A 25,700-nucleotide genomic window follows, 5' to 3' on the forward strand; every position below is an offset into this window, starting at 1 on the left:
TCAGATTTTCCCCAGAGCCGTCAGGATAACCTGCGGCGTCAGGGGAATCTCTGTAATTATTGTATCGAACGGTGTGAGCGCGTCGTTGACCGCGTTGGTCACCGCCGCGGCCGCCCCCGCGGTGCCCGCCTCGCCCGCGCCCTTGGCGCCAAGCTCGGACTCGCGCGTCGGCGAGACCACATGGCCGACGTCGATATCGGGCATCTCGCCGGACATCGGCACCAGATAGTCGGCCATGTTGGCATTGGTGAGTTGTCCGCGATCGTCATAGATGCACTTTTCAAACAGCGCCGCGCCGAGCCCCTGCACGACCCCGCCCCTGATCTGCTCGTCGACCAGTTGCGGATTGATGATGGTACCACAATCCTCGACCACCCAATGCCTCAGCAATTTGACGAAGCCGGTGTCGGTATCGACCTCGACCCAGGCGGCCTGAACACCGTTAGTGAAGGCAAACGGGTACTCCCGAGGGACGAAGTGCCTCGTCGCCATCAGTTCGGGCCGGATGCCCGGCGGTAAGGTGTCGGGACGGAAATAGACGATGCGTGCGAGCTCGCTCAAATCGATGCGCGGCGTGCCGTCGCTAGCGTCAACCACTCCATTGTTCACGATATCGAGTTCGGCAGGACTAGCTTGCAGGATGGCCGCGGCCACCTCGAGGATATTTTGGCGTAAGATCTTTGTCGCCTGCAACGCCGCCTCCCCGCCGATGCCGGCACCGCGCGACGCCCAGGTGCCGCCGCCGTAAGGCGTCATGTCGGTATCACCAAGCATGACGCGGACGCGGTCCATGGAGACGCCGAGGACACTGCCCACGATTTGGGCCGTGAGCGATTCCGAGCCCTGCCCCTGCTCGGTGATACTGGTCTGGCAGATCACCGAGCCTTGCGCATCGAGCCGCACCGCGACGCCGTCCTGCGACGATATCCTGGCTCCGCCAACCCCGTAGAACGCGGCGCTCGGGTTGGTCACCTCAATGAAGCTCGCTATGCCGATGCCGCGAAAGATGCCGTCCTTGCGCAACCTGGCCTGCTCAGCCCGCAGCGCCTGGTAGTCCATCATCTCGACGATCTTGGTCAGCGAGGCGTGATGCGACAACTGCTCGAACCGCAGCCCCGATGACGAGGCACAGGGGTAAGCGTCGTCGGCGATCAGATTGCGGCGGCGGATCTCCACTGGGTCCATGCCGATCTTCAGCGCGGCAAGATCGATCAGCCCCTCCGTCACCGAACAGGCAATGGGATGGCCGACGGCGCGGTACTGGCACATCACATTCTTGTTCTGGAACACCACCCGTGCCCGCGCGCGATAGTTCTTGTTGGTGTAGGGGCCGCCGACGAGGTTGACGACCTGGTTGGCCTCGATGGCACTGGTGCGCGGATACATCGAATAGGGACCGATTCCAGTCAAATCGTCGATCTCGAACGCCGTGATGGTACCGTCGCGTTTGACTCCGATCTTGCCCTTGCAGCGATGATCCCGGGCGTGGATGTCGGTATTGAAGCTCTCGACGCGATCGGCGACGAATTTGATGGGGCGACGCAGCAGCTTCGCCAGCGCATAGGTCGCCATCTCGTCGGCGTAGACGTGCACTTTGATGCCGAAGGAGCCGCCGACATCCTTGCAGACAACGCGAACCTGCGAATCCCGCAGCCCCAGATGCAGCGCCGCGATGTTCTGCACCATGTGCGGGGCCTGGGTACCCTGATAGATCGTGAGCCGCGCTTCGGCGGCGTTCCAGTCGGCAACGACGGACCGCGGCTCCAGCGTCACGCCGGTGTGCCGGCCGAAGACGAAATCGGCCTCCACCACCGCGTCGGATTCGGCAAAGGCCTGATCCACGGCGCCAGCCTCGTGGATACGCTCGAATGCGAGATTGTCGCCGAGTGAAGCATGAATGATCGGTGTCGCCGGATCCAGCGCCGTGCGCATGTCGGTGACGGCTTCGAGTTCCTCGTACTGGACCACAACATGTTCCGCGGTATCCTCGGCCGCCGCGCGGCTCGTCGCCACGATGGCGGCCACGGCCTCACCTTGCCAGCAGACCCGATCGACGGCGATCGCCGATTGCGGCGCGGATTTGAGGCCCTTGAGATGCGAGAGCACGCCGACCCAAGGCGTGATGACGGCTGCAAGCTCCTTGCCCGTCACGACCGCGATCACGCCCGGGATCTGCTTGGCCGCGCCGACATCAATGCTTACGATCTTCGCATGTGCATGCGGCGAGCGCAGGAACACGACATGCGCCATTCGCGGCAGCTCGAGATCGCTGACATAGCTGCCGCGTCCCTGCAGAAGCCGGTCGAGATTCGGTCGCGGCACCGTCCTGCCGATATAGGAGTTCGGGTGGTCCAGCACCGACAGCCTTTCGGGATTGCTGCGGATCGAGCTCATACCTTCAGCTCCATCCGCATCCGCGCCGTCGCTTCCACCGCGTCGATGATCGCCTGGTAGCCGGTGCAGCGGCAGTAGTTGCCCGAGAGATGCTCACGGATTTCGTCGCGTGCGGGCATCCGCTTCTCGCGCAACAGATCCTGCGCCGCCATCAGCATGCCCGGCGTGCAGAAGCCGCACTGCAGTGCATTGCGGTCGCGAAATGCCGCCTGCAGGTCGGCGATCTCGCCGGAATCGGACAAGCCCTCGATCGTTTCGACCGCGGTGTCGTTCGCTTGCACGGCCAGCATCAGACAGGAACGCACGATCTCGCCGCCGACGCGGACCGTGCAGGCGCCGCACACACCATGCTCGCACCCGAGATGCGTGCCCGTCAGCTCGAGATGCTCGCGCAGGAAATCCGCAAGGTTGAGCCGCGGCAGGACATGCGCTTCGACGCGTTCCCCATTCACCGAGAGCGAGATCGCCACTGGAGCCGTCACGCAACGCCTCCGAGTTGGAGATCGGGACGTTTCAGCAGCGACGCCACACACCGCCTCAGCAATATTCGTGCGAGATGCCGGCGCATGGCCGGCGTCGCCTGCTGATCCTCATGCGGATCAAGCTCGTCTGAAAGCGCATCGGAGGCCTCAGCCAGGAGCGCCGGCGTGACGGCAACATCAGTCAGTTTGTCAGCGGCCTCCGCCAGAACCGGCCTGTCGCCGACCGCGAAATAGCCGAGCCGGAGGGCGGCGAACCGGTCGCCCTCCAGCAAGGCCTGCGCCGCAAGGCCTGTGATCGCATAGTCGCCGTGCCGCCGCGCAAACTCCTGGAAGAAATGCGCCGAGCCACTGTCGGCCACCGGTAGTTCTACGGCGACCAGCAGATCCTGCGGGGCAAGCTGCGTCTCGTAAATCCCTCTGAAAAACTCCTCCGCGGCAATCCGCCGCTCGCCGCCGGGACCGCGCACCACGATGGAGGCGCCCAGCGTCAGCATGCACGCGGGCAGCTCGGATGCCGGATCGGCTTGCGCAAGGCTGCCGCCAACGGTGCCCCGGTTGCGAATTGCGGGGTGCGCGATGTGCGCCACTGCGGCGGCGAGAAGCGGGACGAATTTCGCAATGTCGGATGATTTCAGGAGGTCGGCATGGCGGGTCAGCGCGCCGATGACGAGCGTCTTGCCCTCGACCGCGATCCCGCGCAATTCGGCGAGCCCGCCGATATCGACGATCACGTCCGGAGCGACCAGCCGCAGATTCATCGCGGGAATCAGGCTTTGCCCGCCCGAAAGCACCCTCGCCTTCTCACCGTGGACGGCAAGCAGCTCCAGCGCATGAGCAACGCTCGTCGCGCGTGCGTATGCGAAAGCCGAGGCTTTCATTCAGGCAAGTCCCTCCCCGGCCCTGCTCTTCTGCTTTTCACGAATTAGAGGGTCGGACTTTACAAAGGTCAAGCTACTTGATTTTACAGTCCTATCGACTTTCGGACTTGCCCTGCTCGAGCTGCCGACGCACGCTCACGCCAAACAAGAATGGTTCGGGGAGCCGCAGAAACATGAACCTCGGGTTCTTCACGATGCCGATCCATCCCCTGGACAAGGATTGGCGGCAATCCTTGCGGGAGGACCGGGAAGCCTTCCTGCTAGCCGATGAGCTCGGATTTTCGGAGGCCTATGTCGGCGAGCACGTCACCGATCGCGCCGAAAACATCACGTCCTGCATCGCTTTCATCGCCTGGCTTGCCGCCGCCACCAAGCAGATCAAGCTCGGCACCGGCACGATCAACATGCCGAACAGCCATCCAGCCGCAATCGCCGCCTCCGTCGCAATGCTCGACCACATGCTTGACGGCCGGCTGATCTTCGGCATCAGCCCGGGCGGCCTGCTGTCGGACGCCGAGCTGTTCGGCAATCTCGAGGCCGATCGCAATGCGATGTTTCTAGAGGCGATCAACCAGGTGCTGGCTATCTGGGGCAGCGAGCCACCCTATAATCTCGCAGGGAAATACTGGAACATCTCGGTCGAAAAAACCCTGATCGAGGACATCGGCCAGGGCTTTATCGCAAAGCCTCTGCAGCGTCCGCATCCGCCGATCGTGGTCACTGCCGTCGCGCCCTTCTCCAAAGGCGTCACCGAGGCGGCCGCACGCGGCTGGGAACCGATTTCCGCCAACTTCCTGATGCCGGCCTGGGTGAAGAGCCACTGGCCCAAATATGTCGAGGGTTGCGAGCGCGTCGGCCGTCCCGCCGATCCCGCCAACTGGCGTGTGGCCAAGAGCGTCTTCGTCGCCAAGGATGCCGCGACCGGCAAGGCTTATGCCACCGATCCGGGCGGACCTTACGTTTATTACTATCGCTCGCTTTTCACCAAGCTGAAGCGAAATGGGCGCATCGAGCTGTTCAAGACCCGGCGCGACCAGCCCGACGATGAAGTGACGCTGGAGAGCATCTGCGAAAAACTCATCATCTACGGCACACCAGAGAGTGTCGCCGATCAATTGCTGGCCTTCCAGGAAGAAGCCGGCAGCTTCGGCACGCTCCTCTACGCCGGCAAGGACTGGCGCGACCGCGAGCTCGGCCGTCGCTCCATGATCCTGATGGCAGAGCAAGTTATGCCGCGCGTGAACGCCGTTTGTGCCCGAAGCCACGACGCCGCGGGTTGACGTGATGGCTATCACCGATCGCATCCCCTATCTGGCGCAGATCGATCGCCCGAAACTCAAGCTGCCCGGCGGCAAGCGGCTCGCCGTCTGGGTCATCCTCAATGTCGAGGAATGGCGGATCGAAAACGCCATGCCTCGTACTGTGCTGTCACCACCCATGGGGCAGCCGCTCTTGCCCGACGTGCCGAACTGGTCTTGGCACGAATACGGCATGCGCGCGGGCTTCTGGCGCCAATTCAAGGCGCTCACCGAGCGCAACATCCCCGTAACGCTCGCCATCAACGGCAATGTCTGCAACTCCTACCCCCGCGTCGCCGCCGCCGCGCTGGAAGCAGGCTTCGAGTTCATGGGCCATGGCTTCCTGCAGGGGCCGATGCACAAGCTCGACGACCAGGCCGACGCGATCAAGCGTGCGGTCGACACCATCGCCAAGTTCTCCGGCAAGCCGCCGCGCTCATGGGAAAGCCCGGGCCTCACGGAAACCGAGGCAACGCTCGACCTGCTCCGCCTTAACGGCATCGAATATGTCGCGGACTGGGTGATCGACGATCTGCCGCAGGAAATCGCCACCCCCCACGGCACCATCACCACCATCCCCTATTCGGTGGAGACCAACGACATTGTCATCCACGCGCTACAGCATTTGCCTTCCGAGCAGTTTTTGAAGCGCTGCACCGACCAGTTCGATCGCCTCTATCTCGAAGGCGCCGACAATGCGCGGGTGATGGCGATCTCGATCCATCCTTACATCACCGGCGTCCCACACCGGATCAAATATCTGGAGGCGCTGCTCGACCATGTCATCTGCCATGATGGCGTAGCCCTGATGACCGCGAGTGAAATCGGCGACTGGTACCGCGGCGAGATGGCGAGGACATAGCGCCAGTCGAGTTGGCAAGGGCCTGTGCGTGTTCCGGAAATGCATTACTGTGTCAGATGGGCCTCTCACCGTCGGTAACGGGCGAGGTAACCACCAGAAATACCAAGTCCGTGAGGCCCGAATTCGAGATCGCATGCTCGACACCGGGCGGCAGGAAGATCACGTCGTGCTTGCGCACGACATGATTCTTGCCAGCGATCTCCATCAGGCCTTCGCCGTCGAGCACGTGATAGACTTGCTCCTGCACCTTGTGATGATGCCGCGCGACATAGGCCATCGGCTGGTACATCGAGATACGGTAGTCGATGTGCCGCGAGCCTGCGGTCTCCGGCATCACCAGCGGCTTCGACAGCGCCCTGCCAAAATGGTTGGGGAACTCGCGCCAGGGCACCTCGGCGATATTGCGAATGAAGGCGCCGTTGCTGTCCTCGGCCATGCTCATGCTCCCTAATTCACCAACGCGCCGCCATCGATATAGACGATCGCCCCCGTGGCAAACCCATTGTTCATGAAGCTCACGATCTGCTGAGCGATATCCTCGGCCATGCCGATGCGGCCGACCGGCAGCGCGGCCGCCGTCTTGGCCAGCATCTCTTTCCGCGCAGCTTCCGGCATCGCGGCCCGGATCGGCGTGTCGATTACGCCGGGCGATACCGCATTCACACGCACCGGCGCGAGCTCGAGCGCCAAAGCCCGGGCCAGCGATTCCAGTGCGCCATTGGCCGCACTGATGATCGCAGAGTTCGGTCGCGGACGGACGCTGAGGAAGCCGGTGACCAGCGTCAGGGAACCACCCGGCCGGATCCCGGCCTCGCGCGCGACGCGCCACGCACCCCAGAATTTTCCTTCCATCGTCGCGCGCACGTCCTCCATCGCGACCGACTTGAACGGTCCCGTACGAAGCTGAGCGGCCGTCAGCACGACATGATCGACAGGGCCGGTGCGCTTGAACAGCTCGCCCACGCTCTGATCGCTGGTGACGTCGGCCAGGATCGCCGTCACCTTCAACCGCTCGGCGACCGGATCGAGTTTTGCGGCGCTGCGCGAAGCAATGACGACATCCGCGCCCTCTGATTTTGCAAGCTCCGCCGTGGCGAGGCCTATCCCCGAGGAACCGCCGACCACGACGACCTTCTTGCCTGCGAGCGTCATTCCCATCTCCCGATCTATAGTTGTTTGACGGTTGCGGGCCGCGCGATCAGCCCGGCTGAAAGCGCGTGCCGATGCCGGCCTTGCTCTGGCCGAGGCCCGGCAATTCCCAGACGCCGGCCCCGGCCGGATTGACGTCGGCGGCGATGTCCACGTCGATCAGATACGGCCTGTTGGCCGCGATACCCTTGCGGATAGCGTCGCCGATGTCGGCAGCGCGATCGACCCGCACGCCTTCGACGCCGCAGGAGCGCGCCATCGCCGCGAAGTCCGGGTTGTAACGCTCGCCGGTCTGCGGATGCTTGAAGTCGGTCGCAAGCTCGCGCCCGCCGAGATAACCACGCTGAAGCCCGCGGATGGAGGCGTAGGCGTAGTTATTCCAGACCACCCAAACCACGGGCAGATTGTACTCAACCGCAGTGCCCAGCACGTTGGCATGCATGAAGAAAGCACCGTCGCCGCAGACGGACACGCAGGGGCGATCGGGTGCTGCAAACTTCGCGCCCATCACACCGGCGACACCGAAGCCCATCGGGCCAAAGCCCATCGAGCCGATCAGCGAATCCGGCCGCTTCGGCTTGCAGAATCCAAGCAGCCAATTGTGGTGCACACCGATGTCGGAGACGAGGATCGCATCGTCCGGCAAGGCCTTGTCGATCTCGACAGCCGCGCGCTGCGGATTGATCGGCGTGGTGTCGTCGGAGAAGCCTGGCGCGACGAACTTGTCCCATTCCTTGCGATAGCCGTCGATCTGCGCCAGCCATTTTTTGCGGGCGTCGGCCTTCCTGGAGACATTGTCGCGGCGATCGAGTTCGGCATGCACCTGCCGCAGGAAGGTGCGGACATCGGCCATCAGGCCGAGCGCAACGGGATAGTTGCGACCGATCTCTTCGGGATCGATGTCGACGTGGATCAACCGCGTCGGCGGGATCGTGAAGGAGTAGCCAGGGATCCACGAGCTCGAGGTGCGATCGTCGAAGCGGACGCCGAGTGCAAGCAGGACGTCGGCCTGACGCGCGGCGTGGTTGGCCTGGTAATGTCCGGCACGGGCGACGAGGCCGAGCGCGAGCGGATGATTGACGTCGAGAGCGCCGAGGCCGCTTGCCGAAGCCGCGACCGGAATCTGAAGCCGCTCAGCGAGCTTGCGCAGCTCCTCCGCCGCGCCGCCATAGCGCACGCCCTGCCCCACCAGCATGACCGGCCTCTCAGCCGCAAGCAGCATATCGACCGCCTGCTCGACGCCTTCCGGATCGGCGCCGCAGCGGCTGGAGATGTTGGCGCTCCACTCGATCGCTTTTGGGGCTTCTTCCGCTGCCGACTCCATGAAGACGTCGAACGGCACGTCGACCACGACGGGCCCCGGCCGCCCTGTTACCATGGTCTTCCAGGCCTGCCGCACCGCAAGCGGCACCATTTCGCCGCGGGTCGGCTGAAACACCTTCTTGCAGATCGTCCTCACCGTGGAGGGGAAGTCCGCCTGATAGTGCCGGTACATCTCCTGGAACGCACCGCGGTTGAACTGGCTGGTCGGCACGTTGCCGGTGATCGCCATGAACGGCACGGAATCGAGGAAAGCGTTCGCCAGCGAGATCGGCAAATTCGCCGAGCCAGGGCCACATGAGGTGAACGTCGCGGTCGGCCGGCCCGAGACCCGGTAATAGACGTCAGCCATGAAGCCGGCGACGCTCTCGTGGTGCACCGAGATCGTCTTGATGTCGGAAGAGCGCTCGTACAGCGCGTCGATAAACTGGATGTTGCCGTGGCCGCAGAGCCCGAACACCTGCGGCACCTTTTCCTGGATCAGGTAGTCGACAATGACCTGAGCGCCATTGAGCATGTTTCGCGACATCAACCGGTCTCCCTCTCGGCCCGTCGACTTCTTGTGTACCGATGCGGAGAACGCGGCCGGTCATCATGGGGCCGCTGAGAGCCTATTTCTCATAATGCTGTACGTCAATTTATATTGTGATAGACTTCCTCTGAGGAAAGGCAGAGCCACGGCGCCGACGGCCCCACCGTTGCATGCTACTGTCGCAAGAACGGAGCAGAGACGATTCATCAGAGGGAGCCCAGTCCTTGAGATCGCGTACCAAGCCAACGACCGGCGAGAAGCCTGCAAGCCCGCGCAAGGCCGCGATTGCCAAACTGGTCCCCGCTCCCAAGCCCGACCGCGACGACGAAGCCGACGACAAGCAGCGCGGCGGAGGCGTGCAGTCGCTCGGGCGCGCTTTCTCGATCCTTGAAGAGGTGGCACGCCATCGTGAGGGAATCGGGCTTGCGGAACTCAGCAAGTTGGTTGGCCTACACAATTCGACGACGTTTCACCTCGCAAAGACGCTGGTCTCGCTTGGCTACCTCCGCCAGGAGAAGGACAACAAGCGCTACCGCATCGGCCGCCCCCTGTTCGCACTCGCGGCAAGCGCGCTCGACGAGATCGAGATGGTCAATGTCGCAACCCCCGTACTGGAAGAGTTGTCGCGCCAGACCGGCGAAAGCGGCCATTTTGCCGTGCGCATGGGGGATGCGGTGGTTGTCATCGCCCGCACCAGCGGCCCCGGCGCTTTCCAACTGACCGACCGCGTCGGCGTGGTGCGGCCAGCCCATTGCACCGCGCTCGGCAAGATCATTCTGGCGTCCCTCCGCCCCGAGCAGCTCAAGCGCTTCATCGATCGCGTGGAACTGAAACCGTCGACACCGAAATCCATCAGCGATGCAGGCGCGCTGATGCGCGAGATCGCGGAAGTGCAGCGGACGGGTGTTGCCTTCGACGACGGCGAGTTCAATCCGGAAGTGCGTTGCGTCGCCGTGCCCGTGACCGATTTCACCGGGCAGGTGATCGGCGCGCTCGGCATTTCCGGCCCGATCTGGCGCCTGTCCAACCAGGCGCTTCACGCGGGCGCACAGGTCGTGCAGGCCGCCGCCGACCGCCTGTCGGCCGAATTCGGCGCCAAGGACCGGGCGCACAAGGCGTTCACGCAGAAAGTCTGAGCACCGGCCCAAAGCGGCCATTTTGCCGGTTGACACGGGCGATGACGCTCGCAATTATCATCCAGCATTAAAAAAAGCTCTCTCACAATACCGGATACCGGCTTTGAAGGGAGGCGCGCGATGCACCCGGAGGAGGCAGATATGATCCGCTACCCACGACGGACCTTGTTACGCGCCGGCGCAGCTTTCGCTGGCGCAGCCGCCCTCGGTTTTCCCGCGATCGTAAGCGCGCAGGCCGAGAAGATCAGGATTGGACACCTGACGCCGCTTACCGGCTTTCTCGGCGTGATCGGCAGCTACGCGCAACTCGGCGCGAAGCTCGCGGCGGACGAGGTCAACGCCTCCGGCGGCATCCTCGGTAAGCAGATCGACCTGCTCTCGGAGGATTCGATCAATCCGGCGACCGCCGCGACCAAGGCGCAGCGCATGCTTGAGCAGGACGGCGCCGTGCTACTGCTCGGTGAGATCTCGTCGGCGTCGGCGCTGACCATCATGCAGGTGGCCGAGCGCAACAAGAAGGTGTTCTTCTCGACCGGCGCGCGTTCGGACGCGCTACGCGGCAAGAGCTGCAACAAATACTCGTTTCACTGCGACATCCCGAACACCGTGATGGTGAACGCGGTCGGCACCGCGCTGTCGCAGCAGGGCATGGTGAAGGGCAAGAAGTTCTTCACTCTGACAGCCGATTACATTTTCGGTCATGACCTCTTGAAGGCCGCCAAGATTTTCTTCGGCGCGCATGATGCCAATTTGATCGGCGACGAGCTGATCGCGACCGATGTCACCGACTTCAGCCCGTATCTTCTGAAGGTCCGACAGGCCAAGCCCGACGTGGTCTGCTGCAATCTTGCGGGCAATCAGGTGACCAATCTCGTCAAGCAGTATGCCGAATTCGGCCTTCCCTATCCGCTCGTCGGCTTCAACCTCAATACCGGCGATGCCTGGGCCGCGGGTGCAGGCAATCTCAGCGGCACCTGGCCGACGGTGTGGTATCACACGCTGCAAAGCCCGACCTCGCAGGCCTTCGTCGCGGCCTTCACCAAGACACACGGCAAGCCGCCTGAGAACCACGCCTGGATCGACTACATCACGCTGAAGCTGCTGGCGGAAGCGATCAACACGACCAAGTCGACCGATAGCGGCGAGCTGATCGCCTATTTCGAGAAACAGGCGCAGTTCGATATCGGCAAGGCACGCAAGGCGTACTTCCGCACCTGGGATCACCAGCTGGTGCAGGAGGCCTATCCGTTCACGGTCAAGCCGAAAGACCAGATGAAGGACCAGTGGGACATGCTGGTGCTGGGCGATGCCGTGCCGGCCGCGAACGATCCATTGGAGACGATCTATCCGACCAGGGAACAGAACCCCTGCGAAATGAAAGCCTGACGCGCCGGCGCGCGGCAAGGACGCAACATGCAGTTCGAGTTCTTGCTGGAACAGGTGGTGAATGGCCTCGTGCTCGGAGGCTATTACCTGCTCATCGCGCTCGGGCTGTCGCTGATCTTCTCGGTCGGCGGCATCGTCAACCTCGCACATGGTGCGTTTTACGCGCTCGGCGCGTACATCTGCGTCGAGCTGACGAGCCGTTTGGGCTTCAGCCCATCCGTTGTGATCTCGCCGCTTGTCGTGGCGCTGCTCGGCATTCTTTTTGAGCGCTTCATCCTGCGCCGCTTCTACACGGCTGACCCGATTCTCAGCCTGCTTGTGACCTTCGGGCTGGCGATGGTCGCAGAGCAAGCGATCCGCATGATCTGGGGCGCAGCGCCCGTCTCGACCGAGATCCCGCAAAGCTTTCGCGGCTCGATTATCGTGGGCGACTTCCTGTTTTCTCGCTATCGTCTGCTTATCCTCGGCGTCGTCGCGGCGATCCTGCTAGGCGTCTGGCTGCTGCTGCACAAGACTTCGTTCGGACGCGTGGTGCGCGCCGGCATTCAGCAGCCGGACATGGTCGCAGCGCTCGGCATTCGCCTGCAGCCCTACATGACCGCGATCGTCATGCTCGGCGTCGGTCTTGCCGCACTCGGCGGCGCCTTCTTTGCCCCAATCACGACTGTCCACCCGGCCATGGGGGCCGATATCATGACCATCGCCTTCGTCGTGGTCGTCATCGGCGGGCTCGGCAGCTTCTGGGGCGTTGTCATCGCCGCCCTCCTCGTGGGGGTCGTTCGCGGCATCGCCATTCATTTTGAACCGGCCGCCGGCGAGGCCTCGATCTACATCCTGATGTTCCTGGTGCTGCTGGTGCGCCCGCGCGGCCTGCTCGGCGAACGCATCGAGAAGTTCGAATGAGCAATGCCTCGACTATCGATCGGCTAAAGCCGCTATTGATCTCGATCGTCGCCGTCATCGCGCTGCCCTTCCTGCTGCGCGCGCTCGGACTGTCGCTCAACACCGGCACCTGGATGCTTGGCCTCGCTATCGCGGCGATGGGGCTCAATCTCTGCATCGGTTATACCGGCCTCGTCTCTTTCGGCCACAGCGCCTGGTTCGGCATCGGCGCCTATGCGGCCGGATTGATCCAATTGCGCTTCTTCCCGGACCAGATCTGGCTGCCGCTTTTGGGATCGATGGTCATCGTCGCAATCTCTTCCACCGTGACGGGCATGCTGATCCTGCGCCGGCGCGGCGTCTATTTCTCGCTGTTGACGCTTGCGCTCGCAGCCCTCGTCTACACCATCGCGTTCCGCTGGACGAGCCTCACCGGCGGCGAGGATGGGCTTGGCGGGCTGAAGCGCGGCGGCGTCGGCCGCATAAGCTTCGACGGCGCGCTCAACTATTACATCGTTGTCGCGGTGATCGGCCTCGCCGTGCTCTACGTGTTGATGCGCCTGGTGCGCTCGCCGTTCGGTCATGTGCTGGTGGCGATCCGCGAGAACCAGCTGCGTGCAGGCTTTCAGGGCTATCCGGTCGAGCGCTACAAGCTCGCGGTGTTCGTGATCTCCGCTGTCGTCACCGGGTTTGCCGGTGCGCTGATCGCGTTTCTGAACTATCTCGTCTCGGCCGAAGCGGTCTCGGTGCCGTTTGCAGGCGAGCTGCTGGCCATGGTCGTGATCGGCGGCATGCGCAGTCTGCTCGGACCTGCGCTCGGCGCGGTGTTCTTCATTCTGTTCAGGGAATTGTTCTCGATCTGGACATCGGACTGGCTGTTCTGGTTTGGCGTCACCTTCGTGGCCTTCGTGATGTATTCGCCCGGTGGCCTCGTCGGCATCGGTTCGCTGATCATGCGGCGCCTGCGTCCACCCGTGGCGGAGACGGCCGCGATGAGCCGGCGCAAGATATATGAGGGCTTGCCGTTACCCGACTTCCTGCGGCCCGAGGCACTGAAGGGCATGGTGCTGGAAGTCAGCGGCGTCTCTCGAAAATTCGGCGGCATCCGCGCGGTCGAGAATGCGAGCCTGACTGTTGCGGCCGGCGAGATCCACGCGCTGATCGGGCCGAACGGCGCTGGCAAGACCACGCTGTTCAATCTGGTCTCTGGCCTCTACGCGCCCGACAGCGGTACCATCCGCCTGCAGGGCCGCGACATCGCCGGCGTGCCGGCGAACCTGATCTGCCACCAGGGACTGGCGCGCTCGTTTCAGATCACAAATCTCTTCCGCGGGCTCTCGATCTACGAGAACCTCCGCCTATCGCTGCAAGCGCGGCGCCCCATGCGTTTCAACATCTGGAACGACATCGATACCTACAAGAACATTCACGCCGAGACCGCCGCGCTGGTCAAATTCCTTGGCCTCGAAGGCATCGAAGCGATCGAGGGCGGCGAGCTCTCTTACGGCGGGCAGCGGCTGGTCGATCTCGGCATCGCGCTTGGGTCGAAGCCGCAGGTCCTGCTGCTCGACGAGCCACTGGCGGGGCTTGCTGCCGCCGAGCGCGAGCGGGTGTCCAACCTCGTCAAAAACATCGCAACCAACATTCCCGTACTGATCGTCGAGCATGACATCGACCGCGTGCTCGGCTTCTCGCAGGTGGTCACCGTGATGAACCAGGGCGAGGTCCTGATGTCCGACTGCCCCAAGGTGGTACGGGCCGATCTGCGCGTGCAGGAGATCTATACCGGCAAGGGCATCCCCGCTGTCGAGCACCGCCACATTGGCGCGGCGATTGGCGAGCGTGAGACCGTGCTGCGCCTCGACCGAGTTAACACTTTCTATGGCAAGAGCCACGTCCTCAACGACGCCATGCTCGACGTACGCGAAGGCGAGATCGTCGCACTGCTCGGGCGCAACGGCGCCGGCAAGTCGACGCTGCTGAAGACTATCGCCGGCCTCGTACCGGCGGCGTCAGGCCGTATCGACTATCGCGGCACCGACATCGCAAAGTTACCGGCACCCGACATCGCCCGCCGAGGCATCGGCTATGTGCCTCAGGGCCGCGGACTGTTCGCCGGCATGACCGTGCGTGAAAACCTCGCGCTCGGCCGCCTCGCACGCAAGACCGACCTCGGCGACGGCGTCGTGTGGGACGAGGAGCAGATCCTGCATTACTTCCCGCGCTTGAAGGAACGTATGAACGTCGCGGCCGACTACCTCTCTGGCGGCGAGCAGCAGATGGTCGCCGTCGCCCGTGCCATGTCCGGCAATGTGCGCCTGTTGCTGCTCGACGAGCCATTCGAGGGTCTGGCCCCTGCGGTGACGCTCGAGCTGTTCAAAGTGTTCGACGAGCTCCGCCGACAGATGTCGATCGTGATCGTCGAGCACAATCTCGATCTGGTGCTCGCATTAGCCGACCACGTCTTCGCGCTGGAACACGGCGCGGTATTCCACCAGGGTCCAGCCGCGGCGTTGCTCAACGATCTCAGCTACCGCAAGCAAATCCTGTGGCTGTGATGACAGCGCAAGGTCGCCTGCGCATACGAAGGCAGGCTCAACATTCGACCGGACTTCACGTAATCTCTCGACGGCGCTTTCGTCGATGGTGCCAAGTCCATCATCGGCGGATTTGATCCCGTTAGAAACGGCGAAATGCAAGTCGATCACGCATTGCTTTGCGTTCGCCCGCCGGGCGCGCTTGCGGCCTAAAAACGAGAAATCACGTTCCTAGACGATGCCCGCCGAAGTCCCTCCGACAGCGGGGCGTTCGCTCGCCTTCCGCGCCCGGTAGCCGGACGCACGATAGGCAGCAATTGGTGCGATCGCCCCGCCGGCTCGCATGCGGGCCACGGCGAGGAGCGGCGAGACGTCGGTGGTGAAGGCACGCTTCAGTTCGAGATGCGCACCGAGCGCATCATTGGCCTCTTGTGCCGCTTCGAGCGCCGCGCGATCGACGATCAAAGCCTGCGCATAAGCGCGCTGCAACTCGATCGCCGATTGCATCAGGCTCTCGATCGGATCGGTCACGTTGTGCGACTGGTCGATCATATAAGCGGGCGCGAAGCCTTCCAACTTGCGACGCTCGGCGTCGATCAGCTCGTTGAAGACGAGAAACAGCCGGAACGGCTCGACGGAACCACTGTCGAGATCGTCATCGCCATATTTTGAATCATTGAAGTGAAAGCCGGCGAGTTTGTTGAAGCGAACGAGCCGAGCCACGACCTGCTCGATGTTTACGTTCGGCGCATGATGGCCAAGGTCGACAAGGCAATGCGCCTTGGGTCCGAGTTCCTGCGCGACCGCAAAACTCGTACCCCAATCCGAGATCACGGTCGAGTAGAACGCCGGCTCGTAAAGCTTGTGCTCGAGGAACAACCTCCAGTCGGCAGGCAGTGCCGCGACGATCTCGCGCATCGCATCGATGTAGCGGTCGAGCGCCTTGGTTAAATTCGACTGGCCGGCAAAGTTCGAGCCATCGGCGATCCAGACGGTCAGCGCCTTCGAGCCGAGCTTGCGGCCGATCTCGATGCATTCGACGTTGTGGGCGATGGCCTGCGCACGCACCCGTGCATCGGTATGCGACAGCGAACCGAACTTGTACGAATGTTCCTGCCCCGGCTGATCCTGGAAGGTGTTCGAGTTGACGGCGTCGAAGGCCAGACCGTGACTTGCAGCCTGTTCGCGCAAGGCGGCATAGTCGTCGACCTTGTCCCACGGAAAGTGCGGCGAGATCGTCGGGGTCGACCGCGCCAATTGCTGGATCACCGCGCAATCGTCGACCTTCTCGACCACATTGCGCGGCTCGCCCGGCCCCGGAAAACGGGCAAATCGCGTTCCCCCCGTGCCCACGCCCCAGGTCGGAATGGCGACGCCGAAGGCCATGACCTTCTGCACCAGAACGTCCGCATCGATGCCGTGCCGCCCCAGCGCGCGCTTCAGGGCGTCATAATCTTCGTTGATCGCGGCTTCGAGCCGCTCATTTTGCTCGGCGATGAAGTCCGCGCTGATGGAGTACTTCGCGCTCATCGCGTGAAGGCCTGGGCGTTGCCGGCATCGATATTGAGAATGTTGCCGGTCGACTTGGCCGAAAGGTCGGACGCAAAAAAGTAGACGCCCTCGGCGATGTCCTCGGGAAAAACCGACAATTTGAGCATCGAGCGCTGGCGGTAGACTTCCTCGAGCTGATCTTCGGCAACCTTGTTGGACGCCGCGCGCTGCTGGCGCCATTCGCCCTCCCAGATCTTGGAGCCGCGCAGCACCGCGTCCGGATTGACCGTATTGACGCGGATGCCTTGCGCCGCACCTTCCAGCGCCAGGCACCGGGCGAGATGGATCTCGGACGCCTTGGCGGCGCAATAGGCCGAGGCGCCAGCCGAAGCAGCAAGGCCGTTCTTCGAGGCCACGAAGATGATGGCACCACCCATGTTCTGGCGCTGCATGAGCCGGAACGCTTCGCGCGAAACCAGGAAATAACCCGTGGCGAGAATGTCCATGTTCTTCTGCCAGAGCCCAAGACTCGTGTCCTCGACCGGTGAGGCCGATGCGATCCCGGCATTCGAGACGACGATGTCGACGCCGCCAAAGGCGCGCGCGGCTTCTTCGAACGAGGCGACCACCGCCGCCTCGTCGGTCACATCGAGCTTCACGCCGATCGCAGCATCCCGGCCATGGCGCTTCGTTATCGCGGCGACGCGCTCGCTGAGAGCCTTCTCGTCGATATCGGCAACGACGAGGCAGGCGCCTTCACCGAGCAGCCGCAGCGCGGTTGCCCCGCCAATCCCCCCGGCACCGCCGGTCACATAGGCAATCCGCCCGGCGAGCGATTTCGGCTTGGGCATGCGCTGGAGCTTGGCTTCTTCCAGCAGCCAGTATTCGATATCAAACGCTTCCTGCTCGGCAAGGCCGACATAGGCGCTGACGCCCGAGGCGCCGCGCATGACATTGATGGCGTTGACGTAAAACTCAGCCGCAACCCGCGCCGTCGCCTTGTCCTTGGCGAAGGTCAACATGCCTACCCCCGGCACGAGATACACGACCGCGTTGGGGTCGCGCATGGCCGGCGAATTGGGATGCTTGCAGCGCTCGTAATAGGAGGCGTAATCGCGCCGGTAAGCTGCGAGAACCTCGTCAAGGCCGGCGATGACCTCGTCGAGATTGTCGCGCCCGGGATCGTAAGGCAGCAGTAGCGGGCGGATCTTGGTGCGAAGAAAATGATCCGGACAGGAGGTGCCGAGCGGCGCCAGCTTCGTCAGTGCGCTGGAGTTGACGAACTCCAGCACTTCAGGCGCATCGGTGAAATGGCCGATCTTGCGCTCATCCGCGGAGATCTTGCCACGGATCAGCGGCATCAGCCTGGCCGCGATGGCGCGGCGCCTCTCCGGTGCGGCCGTCTGGACTTTGGCGCCGCCGAAGGCCGGCTTCTGCTCATGTGCGGCAAGCCAATCGGCGGCCTGCTGAATCACGCGCAAGGTCATCTCGTAACAGGCTTTCGACGTCTCCGCCCAGGTGAAAAGTCCGTGGCCGCCGAGGACCACACCGACATAGTCGGGATGGCGCGCGGCCATCTCGCCGAGCTTCAGGCCGAGATCGAAGCCGGGCCGCTGCCACGGCAGGAAGCCGAGCTTGCCGCCAAAGACCTCGCGGGTCAGACGCTCGGCATCTTCAGAGGCGGCAATGGCGATGACCGCATCGGCATGGACATGATCGACATGCCGATGCGGCACAAAGGCGTGCAAGGGCGTATCGATCGACGTCGCGCGCGGATTGAGATCGAAGGTGCAGTGATTGAACAGGGCGACCATCTCATCCTCGTGGGCGAGGCCGCGGTAGAGGCCTTTCAGGCCTTCGAGCTTGTCCAGATACAGCGTTGAAAAGCCGTCGCGCTTCATCGAGCCGATGTCGCCGCCGGAGCCTTTAACCCAGAGCACACGCACGTTCTCGCGCGTCAGCGGATCCTTCATCTCGATCTTGGCCGAGGTGTTGCCGCCGCCGAAATTGGTGATGCGCAGATCGGCCCCGAGCAGGTTCGACCGGTACAGCAATTGACCGGCTTCATCGAGCCCGGCGGCGCGCGCGTCGTCCCATAGATTTGGCAGGGACGTGGCCGCAACCTCGCTCATGACGCATCCTCCCTGTGCTTGATCTCGGGGCAGCTTAGGCCGGGGATTCAATCAAGGTCAATCACGGACACTCATGGTGGCGATGCAATATGATTGATGCAGCGCGATATTGATCGAATATGACGGTTTGCAGTTGACCGCTGCCCGAGAGCATGACCTATTTGCAGGCAAAAGGGAGGGCGACGTGCACGAGCGGGAACGCTGGCAGGTCATCAAGGCACTCTTGCGCGAGCGGTCGCTGGTGCGCATCGCCGACGCTTGTCGCGCGACCGGTGTCTCCGAAGCCTCGATACGGCGTGATTTCGCCAGGCTCGCCGAGCAAGGTGTCGCGATCAGGGTGCACGGCGGGCTCGAAGCCCTGCCGGACACCACCGCCAACACGCCAGGCGATGTCCTCTCCCTGGCGACCCGCTCCTTCGACGTCAGCCAGACCCTCAACATCGACGCCAAGCGCGCCATCGCGAAAGCGGCCGTGGCCCTCTGCGCCGATGGCGAGACAATCATCATCAATGGCGGCACGACCACCTATCAGATGGGCGAGTATCTGCGCGAGCGCCGACTGAAGGTGTTGACCAATTCCTACCTGCTCGCCGACGCGCTGATCCACACGTCGAAATGCCGCGTCGCCTTGCCGGGTGGCGAGGTCTATCGTGAGCAGGGCATGATCGTGTCGCCTTTCGAAGAGGATGCGATCCAGCACTATTCGGCGACACGGATGTTCATGAGCGCGATCTCGATCGGCCCCCTCGGCGTGATCGAAGGCGATCCCCTGCTCGCGCGCGCCGAATCCAAGCTGCTGAAGCGCGCCGACAAGTTGATCGTGCTCGCCGATTCCTCGAAATTCGTCTCGCGCGGCAGCCTTGTCGTCTGCCCACTCTCGCGCATCGACACGCTGATCACCGATTCCGATGCGCCGAACGACGCACTCGACATGCTGCGCGGACAGGGTGTCCGTGTCGTTATCGTCGATGCGAGCGCTCAAACCACTGCGGCGGCGTAGCCATGACAACGCACACGCATAGTGAAACTCCAACTGCACCGCTCCTGTCGGTGAGTGCGGTCGAAAAGTCCTTTCCGGGTGTACGGGCGCTGTCCGGCGTCTCGTTCGAGGCTGCCAGGGGCGAGGTTCACGCCTTGCTCGGTGAGAACGGCGCCGGCAAGTCGACGCTGATCAAGATCATCTCGGGCGTGTTCCCGCCCGATCGCGGCGAGGTGCTCGTGGAGGGCAAGCCCGTCGACCTCGCGCGGCCGGACGATGCCAGGCGCGCCGGCATTGCCACGATTTATCAGGAACTGCTGCTTTTTCCGGAGCTCACGGTCGCCGAAAATATCTTCATGGGGCACGCTCCGCGCTCCAGCTTCGGCAGGATCGACTGGCGGGCGATGCACGAGAAGACGAATGCGCTGCTCGCTTCGCTCGAGATTCACGACCTGCAAGCAGACCGCATAGTTGGCTCGCTCAGCGTCGGCAATCGTCAGCGCGTCGAAATCCTGCGCGCGCTGTCGCAGGATGCGCGCATCCTGATCATGGACGAGCCGACCGCGGCCCTGACCGAGTATGACGTGACGCGGCTGTTCGACATCGTGCGCAAGCTGAAAGCCCGCGGTGTCGCCGTGATCTATATCAGCCATCGGCTCGATGAGATTTTCACGATTGCCGATCGTGTCACCGTGCTGCGCGACGGCGCGCATGTCGCAACCAGTCGTGTTGCCGACACGGATGCAGCCGTACTCGTGCAATTGATGGTCGGCCGCAGGATCGAGAGCCTGTTCCCGAAGGTCACGGTTCCGATCGGCAAGCCGGTGCTGGAGGTTCTGGACCTCGAGCGACGGCCGCTGACGAAACGCGTCTCGCTCGCGGTGCGGGCCGGCGAGATCGTCGGCCTGGCCGGCCTGGTCGGCTCGGGTCGCAGCGAACTCGCACAAACCATTTTTGGCGTCACGCCCGCCGATGGCGGCGAAATCAAGGTCGGCGGGCAGCAAGCCGACATCCGCTCACCAGCCCAGGCGCGGTCCCTGGGGATCGCCTACGTTCCCGAGGATCGCGGCACGCAAGGATTGGTACGGCCAATGACGGTGCGCGAGAACTTCAGCCTCGCGGCGCTCGGCAAGATCGCATTCGGCGGCTTCATCGATCGCGGCGCCGAACGCACGCTCGCCAGCGATGGCGTCAAGCGCTTTGCGGTCAAGGCGAGCTCGCTCGAGCAGGTCGCGGGCAAGCTCTCCGGCGGCAATCAACAGAAGATCGTGCTCGGCAAATGGCTTGCCAATGGGCCGAAGCTGTTGATCCTCGACGAGCCGACGCGCGGCATCGATGTCGGCGCCAAGGCGGAGATCCATCGGTTGATGGGTGAGCTTGCGGCCCAGGGGCTCGCCATCTTGATGATTTCGAGCGAGCTGCCGGAGGTGCTCGGCATGAGCGACCGCGTGCTCGTGATGCGCGAAGGCCGTATCGTTGCCGAATTCTCGCGGGAAGAAGCGACCCAGGAGGCGGTCGGCGCAGCGATGATGGGCAGCCATGAAAACGCGGAGAAAGCGGCATGACGGCGATGACCTTGGCCGGCGCCGGGGCTGATCCGCGACGGCGGCTGAAGGTTCTTGCCTCGCAGGAGGCATTGCTCGCGATCGCGGTGATCGGCCTTGCCATCGCCGTCGGCCTTTACAATCCGCGCTTTCTGGCGGCACGCAACCTTTCCGACGTGCTGCTCGGCAACGCCTATATCGCCGTCGCGGCAGTCGGCATGTCGATGGTGATCGTATCCGGCAACATCGATATTTCCGTCGGCGCACTGATCGGCGTCCTGGCGACGATCAGCGGCACCCTGGCCGTGAACGGCGCGCCGATCCTCGTCGCCTGGCTGGCAGCACTCGTTGCCGGCGTTGCGGTGATGGCCTTGCAGGGCGTCATCATCGCTTATCTGCGCATTCCGGCGATCGTGGTGACGCTCGGCATGCTGTCGATCCTTAAAGGCGGGCTGATCAGCGTCACCGGTGGCAAATGGATCACCGACTTGCCCGACAGTTTCCATCTCGCCGATATCGAGCTCTTCGGCATGTTGCCGTTTCCTGTCGTTCTGATGATCCTGGTGACGATCCTGGCCGCGTTGTGGATGCGCTATTCGGCTTCGGGCCGTGCGATCTACGCCGTCGGCGGCAACGCCGAAGCGGCCCGGCTCTGCGGCATCTCGCAACCGCGCACGATCGTCATGGTCTTCGCGCTGCACGGCCTCTTTGCCGGGGCGGCCGCCCTGCTCTACGCAACGCAACTGCGCGTCATCCAGTCGACGGTGCCACCCAATCTCGAATTGACGATCATCACCGCGTCGGTCGTCGGAGGCGTCAGCATTCTCGGCGGCGTCGGCACGGTCGTCGGCTCGACCCTTGCGGCCGTCCTGATCGCCGAAATCGCCAGCGCGCTGGTCTTCATCGACGTCTCGCCCTACTGGATCCGCGCGGTGCAAGGCGCGCTCATTCTCGTGACCGTGATTGCCGACATTCTGCGGCGCCGGCGCATGGCCGGAGCATGAGCGCCATGAGCGAGATCCCTCTCCCCCAAATCGCCAAGCGCGTCATGCCCTGGTGGTTGCTGCGCCACGAAACCATGCTCGCTGTGATCCTGCTCATCGCGCTGATTGGGCTCGGAGCCTTGAACAATCGCTTCCTGACGCTCGACAATCTGCTGAACCAGGGCAGGCTGACGACCGAAGTCGGGCTCATCGCGCTGCCGATGACCTTCATTATCATCACCGGCGGCATCGATCTCTCGGTCGGCTCGATCGTCGGGCTCTGCGCGATCCTGCTCGGCTATTCCTGGAAGACCTTCGGCTTTCCCCTACCGCTGGCGATCTGCTTCTCACTGTCGGTCGGTGCGGCGGCGGGGTTCGTCAACGGGCTCGTCATCACCAAGGTGAAAGTGCCGCCGCTGATCATGACCATCGCGACGCTTGCTCTCTACCGCGGGCTCGCCGAGGGGATCAGCCAGGCGCGTTCGGTGCGCGGCTACCCTGAATGGTTCTACTTCATCGGACAGGAAAACCTCTTTGGTGTCCCGGCGCAGCTCTGGCTCTTGCTGATCGCGATCGTGGCCACGGCCATCGTTCTTGACCGCACCACCTTCGGCCGGACGCTCTACGCGATCGGCAACAACGAGACCGCGGCGCGCTTCTCCGGTTTGCCGGTCGATCGCGTCAAGCTGATCGTCTACACGCTATCGGGCCTGATGGCCGGTCTTTCCGCCTGTGTTCTCGTCTCGCGCGTGACCACCACCCGCTCCGACATGGGCATCGGCTATGAGCTCGACGTGATCGCGGCGGTGGTGCTCGGTGGCACCAGCATATTTGGCGGCGTCGGCACCATCTGGGGCACCGTGGTCGGCCTCGCGATGATCCAGCTGTTGAAAAACGGGCTGGCCCTGACCGGCGTCAAGGGTGACGCGACGATCGTCGTCATCGGCACGGTCCTCATCCTTTCAACTCTTGTGGCGAGTTCGCTCCAGCGGAGACGCGAGGGCGTTTGACGGCGTGTCTAGCCGCAAAAAAGCGGCATCAAAATGGGAGGAAAACAAGATGAAGCTCGGATTAGCTGCTGCATTCCTCGGCGCGACGCTGCTGGCCGGAGCGGCCTCGGCGGCGGACAAGAGATGGGACGGCGCGGACGACCTGCCGGTCAATCCGCTGGCCTGTTCGGCGGGCGAAGCCAGCGCCGCGCCTGCCGCCAAGCCTTATGACGGCGGCAAGCCGACAAATGCGGCCGACAAGGCCGGCAAGCCGATCACGTTGGTCGACGTGCCGAAATTGATTGGCATCGGTTATTTCAACGCGACCTCGAAAGGCATGCAGGACGCCGCCAAGGCGCTCGGCAACGTCACGGTGAAGACCGACGGCCCGACCGAGGCCAAAATCGACGAGCAGATCAAGTTCATCGACAATTACATCACCAGCGGCGTCGACGGCATTCTCTTCGCCGCCAACGATCCGGTGGCGATCGCGCCTGTGCTGAAGAAGGCGCTGTCGAAAGGCATCCACGTCGTCGGTTACGACGCGAATTCGACGCCTGATGCGCGCGAATGGTTCGTCAACCAGGCCGAGTTCAACGGCATCGCCAAGTCGATGGTCGACTCCATGGCCAAGGAGGCCGGCGAGGACAAAGGTTTTGCGATCGTCACCTCGACCTTCACGACGCCGAACCAGGCCCGCTGGATCGCCGAAATGTGGGCCTATGCGCAGAAGTGCCATCCCAAGCTGAAATGGCTGGAAACGGTCGAAGCGCAGGAGGACAACAACCTCTCCTTCAACCAGGCGACGACGCTGATCAACAAGCATGGCGACAAGCTGGCTGGCCTCTTCGGAATGACCTCGGTCGCGACGCCCGCTTCGGCGGAAGCCGTGACCAAGGCCAAGCTCTGCGGCAAGGTCGCGGTGGTGGGCCTCGCCACGCCAAACGCGATGAAGCCGTATGTCAACGCCGACTGCGTCAAATCGGTCGTGCTGTGGAATCCGGTCGATCTCGGCTACGCCGCCACCTACGTGATGCGCGCCGTGGTCGATGGCAGCCTGAAGCCGGGCGCGACCTCGGTCGATGCTGGCAAGCTCGGCAAGCTGAACGTGGTCAATGGCAGCGAGATCCTGCTGGGTTCGCCCTTCATCTTCACGAAACAGAACATCAAGGACTTCGATTTCTGATCTGAACGCGTCGCCCGGCTGCGGAGCGCAGCCGGGCGACGTTGCTTGCGCTGATGTTCCACCCGCTTCGAGTTGACGATGAGCCAGACGGTCGCAGTCCTCGACATCGGCAAGACCAACGTCAAGCTTGCCTTGTTCGACCACGGTCGGCTGCTCTGGGAAAAGTCGGCGCCCAACAGTATTCGGCCGGGGCCGCCCTATCCGCACGAAGACGTCGAGAGCGCATGGCGCTTCTTCCTCGATGCGCTTCGTGAAGCCGCACGCGCGCACCGGATCAGCGCAATCGTTCCGACCGCACACGGCGCTGCCGGTGCCTTGATCGGCGAGGACGACCTCGCCGCGCCGGTCATGGACTACGAATTCGCTGATGTGGACGCAATCGAGCCCGACTATGCCGCCTTGCGCCCGCCGTTTTCGGAGACGCTGTCACCGAAATTGCCGGCCGGCCTCAATCTCGGGCGGCAGCTGGCCTATCAGAAATGGCGCTGTCCTGAGCTCTTCGCCAACGCGAAGCATTTCGTTGGCTATCCGCAATATTGGTCCTGGCGCCTGAGCGGTGTCGCGGTCTCTGAAGTCACCACCATCGGTGCTCATACGGATCTCTGGGCGCCACGGCAGGGACAGGTCTCGAGCCTCGTCAAAGCTCTCGGCGTCGGCCACCTGCTGCAGCCGATGCGCCCTGCCTTCGACCCGCTCGGTCCGATCAAGCCCGACATCGCCGCCGCATGCGGGCTCGCGCCCGACACGCCGGTCTTTTGCGGCATCCACGATTCCAATGCGTCGCTGCTGCCCTACCTCGTCTCGCGCCAGGCGCCGTTCACCGTGCTATCGACCGGCACCTGGGTGATCCTGATGAGCGTGGGCCTTTCGCTCGATCAGCTCGATCCTCGCGACGACACGCTGGCCAACGTCGACGCGCTGGGCCGCCCGATCGCCTGCGGACGCTTCATGGGTGGACGCGAATACGCCATGATCGCGGGCAGCGGTGGCAACGCGGATCTCGGCGCGATCGAACGTGTCATCGCCTCGGGCGCGATGGCCCTGCCCTGCTTCTGCGGCCAGGGCGGACCCTATGCGACGACCGAGGGCGTGGTCCGCGGCGAAGTCGCCGCGCGAGATCGGGCCGCACTCGCGACGCTCTATTGCGCGTTGGTCAGCGATCTGATGCTGACGCGCATGGGAGCGACCATCGGCGATCTCATCGTCGAAGGAACCTTCGCTCGCAACCTTCCCTTCTGTATGGCGCTGGGCGCGTTACGACCCTCGCAGCGTGTCTTTGCGGCGAAAGACGCCGCAGGCACGGCACGCGGCGCCGCAATGCTCGCGCAATGGCCTCCCTCTTACCGCATCGCTGAGCCGGGCCCCATCGATTCAATTTCGATCGCCGGCCTTGATTCTTACCACAAGGCCTGGACGGCAACAGTCGATGGGATTGCTCGGTGAGCCAGCGTCCCGGGAGTTCGCGCTTCGCGTGCCCCGGAACGACGCCTCCTTGCTGAACAACGCATCCTGGGATCCAACCGGACGATCTTGCGAGTCA

20 protein-coding genes are annotated in these 25,700 nt (G+C 63.4%); 12 read left to right on the top strand and 8 right to left on the bottom strand.

Features of this window, described 5'->3' with window-relative positions; all coding sequences use genetic code 11:
- Genes XH91_RS22020 through XH91_RS22030 form a run of 3 tightly spaced genes read right to left on the bottom strand, consistent with a single transcriptional unit; the run spans window position 1 to window position 3,754 of the window.
- Entirely contained in the window at window positions 1-2,394 is a 2,394-nt protein-coding gene (locus XH91_RS22020; protein WP_128952505.1) for a xanthine dehydrogenase family protein molybdopterin-binding subunit, read from the bottom strand.
- Window positions 2,391-2,876 (bottom strand): (2Fe-2S)-binding protein, encoded by a 486-nt coding sequence (locus tag XH91_RS22025; protein ID WP_128952506.1) that lies wholly within the window; start codon window positions 2,874-2,876, stop codon window positions 2,391-2,393. The genes XH91_RS22020 and XH91_RS22025 overlap by 4 nt, the downstream gene beginning before the upstream one ends.
- The gene (locus XH91_RS22030; RefSeq protein WP_128952507.1) at window positions 2,873-3,754 is read right to left on the bottom strand and encodes an FAD binding domain-containing protein; all 882 of its coding nucleotides are present in this window, start codon (window positions 3,752-3,754) and stop codon (window positions 2,873-2,875) included. The genes XH91_RS22025 and XH91_RS22030 overlap by 4 nt, the downstream gene beginning before the upstream one ends.
- A 173-nt stretch (window positions 3,755-3,927) precedes the next feature.
- On the opposite strand from XH91_RS22030, the gene XH91_RS22035 reads away from it, so the two are divergent.
- Both XH91_RS22035 and XH91_RS22040 read left to right on the top strand, forming a co-directional pair.
- Window positions 3,928-5,034 carry an LLM class flavin-dependent oxidoreductase gene (locus tag XH91_RS22035; RefSeq protein ID WP_128952508.1) on the top strand — a complete coding sequence of 369 codons (1,107 nt, stop codon included), beginning with the start codon at window positions 3,928-3,930 and terminating at the stop codon, window positions 5,032-5,034.
- A 4-nt stretch (window positions 5,035-5,038) separates the two neighbouring features.
- Complete coding sequence (locus XH91_RS22040) at window positions 5,039-5,914, top strand: polysaccharide deacetylase family protein (protein ID WP_128952509.1); 876 nt, start codon at window positions 5,039-5,041, stop codon at window positions 5,912-5,914.
- A 52-nt stretch (window positions 5,915-5,966) separates the two neighbouring features.
- On the opposite strand, the gene XH91_RS22045 is transcribed toward XH91_RS22040, so the two are convergent.
- From XH91_RS22045 to XH91_RS22055, 3 genes are read right to left on the bottom strand one after another with little or no spacing between them, the layout of a single operon-like run.
- Window positions 5,967-6,350, bottom strand: coding sequence for a cupin domain-containing protein (locus XH91_RS22045; protein WP_128952510.1), 384 nt, complete (start codon window positions 6,348-6,350; stop codon window positions 5,967-5,969).
- 11 nt (window positions 6,351-6,361) lie between these two features.
- Window positions 6,362-7,066 carry an SDR family oxidoreductase gene (locus XH91_RS22050; RefSeq protein WP_128952511.1) on the bottom strand — a complete coding sequence of 235 codons (705 nt, stop codon included), beginning with the start codon at window positions 7,064-7,066 and terminating at the stop codon, window positions 6,362-6,364.
- A gap of 46 nt (window positions 7,067-7,112) precedes the next feature.
- Window positions 7,113-8,912: a thiamine pyrophosphate-binding protein gene (locus XH91_RS22055; RefSeq protein WP_128952513.1), complete on the bottom strand. Its 1,800-nt coding sequence runs from the start codon at window positions 8,910-8,912 to the stop codon at window positions 7,113-7,115.
- Window positions 8,913-9,139: 227 nt separating this feature from the next.
- On the opposite strand from XH91_RS22055, the gene XH91_RS22060 reads away from it, so the two are divergent.
- The 4 genes from XH91_RS22060 to XH91_RS22075 all read left to right on the top strand — a co-directional run bounded on the left by XH91_RS22060 (window position 9,140) and on the right by XH91_RS22075 (window position 14,877).
- Window positions 9,140-10,051, top strand: a complete 912-nt coding sequence (locus XH91_RS22060; protein ID WP_128952514.1) for an IclR family transcriptional regulator — start codon at window positions 9,140-9,142, stop codon at window positions 10,049-10,051.
- A 141-nt stretch (window positions 10,052-10,192) separates the two neighbouring features.
- Window positions 10,193-11,437: an ABC transporter substrate-binding protein gene (locus XH91_RS22065; RefSeq protein ID WP_128952515.1), complete on the top strand. Its 1,245-nt coding sequence runs from the start codon at window positions 10,193-10,195 to the stop codon at window positions 11,435-11,437.
- Window positions 11,438-11,464: 27 nt separating this feature from the next.
- Complete coding sequence (locus XH91_RS22070) at window positions 11,465-12,340, top strand: branched-chain amino acid ABC transporter permease (RefSeq protein ID WP_128952516.1); 876 nt, start codon at window positions 11,465-11,467, stop codon at window positions 12,338-12,340.
- Complete coding sequence (locus XH91_RS22075) at window positions 12,337-14,877, top strand: branched-chain amino acid ABC transporter ATP-binding protein/permease (RefSeq protein ID WP_128952517.1); 2,541 nt, start codon at window positions 12,337-12,339, stop codon at window positions 14,875-14,877. Before XH91_RS22070 ends, XH91_RS22075 begins: the two co-directional genes overlap by 4 nt.
- 210 nt (window positions 14,878-15,087) lie before the next feature.
- Here XH91_RS22075 and rhaI read toward each other — a convergent pair whose 3' ends face one another.
- Together rhaI and XH91_RS22085 are read right to left on the bottom strand one after the other, a co-directional pair.
- Window positions 15,088-16,386: an L-rhamnose catabolism isomerase gene (rhaI, locus tag XH91_RS22080; RefSeq protein ID WP_128952519.1), complete on the bottom strand. Its 1,299-nt coding sequence runs from the start codon at window positions 16,384-16,386 to the stop codon at window positions 15,088-15,090.
- A complete protein-coding gene (locus XH91_RS22085) occupies window positions 16,383-18,479 on the bottom strand; it encodes a bifunctional rhamnulose-1-phosphate aldolase/short-chain dehydrogenase (RefSeq protein ID WP_128952520.1) in 2,097 nt (698 codons plus the stop codon). The genes rhaI and XH91_RS22085 overlap by 4 nt, the downstream gene beginning before the upstream one ends.
- Window positions 18,480-18,663: 184 nt before the next feature.
- On the opposite strand from XH91_RS22085, the gene XH91_RS22090 reads away from it, so the two are divergent.
- The 6 genes from XH91_RS22090 to XH91_RS22115 all read left to right on the top strand — a co-directional run bounded on the left by XH91_RS22090 (window position 18,664) and on the right by XH91_RS22115 (window position 25,603).
- Window positions 18,664-19,479 (top strand): DeoR/GlpR family DNA-binding transcription regulator, encoded by an 816-nt coding sequence (locus tag XH91_RS22090; protein ID WP_128952522.1) that lies wholly within the window; start codon window positions 18,664-18,666, stop codon window positions 19,477-19,479.
- 2 nt (window positions 19,480-19,481) lie between these two features.
- Window positions 19,482-21,023 carry a sugar ABC transporter ATP-binding protein gene (locus XH91_RS22095; RefSeq protein WP_128952523.1) on the top strand — a complete coding sequence of 514 codons (1,542 nt, stop codon included), beginning with the start codon at window positions 19,482-19,484 and terminating at the stop codon, window positions 21,021-21,023.
- Window positions 21,024-21,028: 5 nt separating this feature from the next.
- On the top strand, window positions 21,029-22,006 hold the full coding sequence (locus tag XH91_RS22100; RefSeq protein ID WP_430644532.1) for an ABC transporter permease: 978 nt from the start codon (window positions 21,029-21,031) through the stop codon (window positions 22,004-22,006).
- Window positions 22,003-22,995, top strand: coding sequence for an ABC transporter permease (locus tag XH91_RS22105; RefSeq protein ID WP_128952526.1), 993 nt, complete (start codon window positions 22,003-22,005; stop codon window positions 22,993-22,995). Before XH91_RS22100 ends, XH91_RS22105 begins: the two co-directional genes overlap by 4 nt.
- 49 nt (window positions 22,996-23,044) lie before the next feature.
- Window positions 23,045-24,160 carry an autoinducer 2 ABC transporter substrate-binding protein gene (locus XH91_RS22110; protein WP_128952527.1) on the top strand — a complete coding sequence of 372 codons (1,116 nt, stop codon included), beginning with the start codon at window positions 23,045-23,047 and terminating at the stop codon, window positions 24,158-24,160.
- Between the two features lie 78 nt (window positions 24,161-24,238).
- Entirely contained in the window at window positions 24,239-25,603 is a 1,365-nt protein-coding gene (locus tag XH91_RS22115) for an FGGY-family carbohydrate kinase (RefSeq protein WP_128952528.1), read from the top strand.
- Window positions 25,604-25,700: the final 97 nt, after the last annotated feature.

The sequence above is a fragment of the Bradyrhizobium guangzhouense genome (assembly GCF_004114955.1).
Classification (GTDB): domain Bacteria; phylum Pseudomonadota; class Alphaproteobacteria; order Rhizobiales; family Xanthobacteraceae; genus Bradyrhizobium; species Bradyrhizobium guangzhouense.

Excerpts from the sequence above, each read along its gene's own strand:
- XH91_RS22020 (WP_128952505.1), bottom strand. The coding sequence starts at position 2,394 with ATGAGCTCGATCCGCAGCAATCCCGAAAGGCTGTCGGTGCTGGACCAC.
- XH91_RS22030 (WP_128952507.1), bottom strand. The coding sequence starts at position 3,754 with ATGAAAGCCTCGGCTTTCGCATACGCACGCGCGACGAGCGTTGCTCAT.
- XH91_RS22035 (WP_128952508.1), top strand. The coding sequence starts at position 3,928 with ATGAACCTCGGGTTCTTCACGATGCCGATCCATCCCCTGGACAAGGAT.
- XH91_RS22040 (WP_128952509.1), top strand. The coding sequence starts at position 5,039 with ATGGCTATCACCGATCGCATCCCCTATCTGGCGCAGATCGATCGCCCG.
- XH91_RS22045 (WP_128952510.1), bottom strand. The coding sequence starts at position 6,350 with ATGGCCGAGGACAGCAACGGCGCCTTCATTCGCAATATCGCCGAGGTG.
- XH91_RS22050 (WP_128952511.1), bottom strand. The coding sequence starts at position 7,066 with ATGACGCTCGCAGGCAAGAAGGTCGTCGTGGTCGGCGGTTCCTCGGGG.
- XH91_RS22055 (WP_128952513.1), bottom strand. The coding sequence starts at position 8,912 with ATGTCGCGAAACATGCTCAATGGCGCTCAGGTCATTGTCGACTACCTG.
- XH91_RS22065 (WP_128952515.1), top strand. The coding sequence starts at position 10,193 with ATGATCCGCTACCCACGACGGACCTTGTTACGCGCCGGCGCAGCTTTC.
- XH91_RS22070 (WP_128952516.1), top strand. The coding sequence starts at position 11,465 with ATGCAGTTCGAGTTCTTGCTGGAACAGGTGGTGAATGGCCTCGTGCTC.
- XH91_RS22075 (WP_128952517.1), top strand. The coding sequence starts at position 12,337 with ATGAGCAATGCCTCGACTATCGATCGGCTAAAGCCGCTATTGATCTCG.
- rhaI (WP_128952519.1), bottom strand. The coding sequence starts at position 16,386 with ATGAGCGCGAAGTACTCCATCAGCGCGGACTTCATCGCCGAGCAAAAT.
- XH91_RS22085 (WP_128952520.1), bottom strand. The coding sequence starts at position 18,479 with ATGAGCGAGGTTGCGGCCACGTCCCTGCCAAATCTATGGGACGACGCG.
- XH91_RS22095 (WP_128952523.1), top strand. The coding sequence starts at position 19,482 with ATGACAACGCACACGCATAGTGAAACTCCAACTGCACCGCTCCTGTCG.
- XH91_RS22100 (WP_430644532.1), top strand. The coding sequence starts at position 21,029 with ATGACCTTGGCCGGCGCCGGGGCTGATCCGCGACGGCGGCTGAAGGTT.
- XH91_RS22105 (WP_128952526.1), top strand. The coding sequence starts at position 22,003 with ATGAGCGCCATGAGCGAGATCCCTCTCCCCCAAATCGCCAAGCGCGTC.
- XH91_RS22110 (WP_128952527.1), top strand. The coding sequence starts at position 23,045 with ATGAAGCTCGGATTAGCTGCTGCATTCCTCGGCGCGACGCTGCTGGCC.
- XH91_RS22115 (WP_128952528.1), top strand. The coding sequence starts at position 24,239 with ATGAGCCAGACGGTCGCAGTCCTCGACATCGGCAAGACCAACGTCAAG.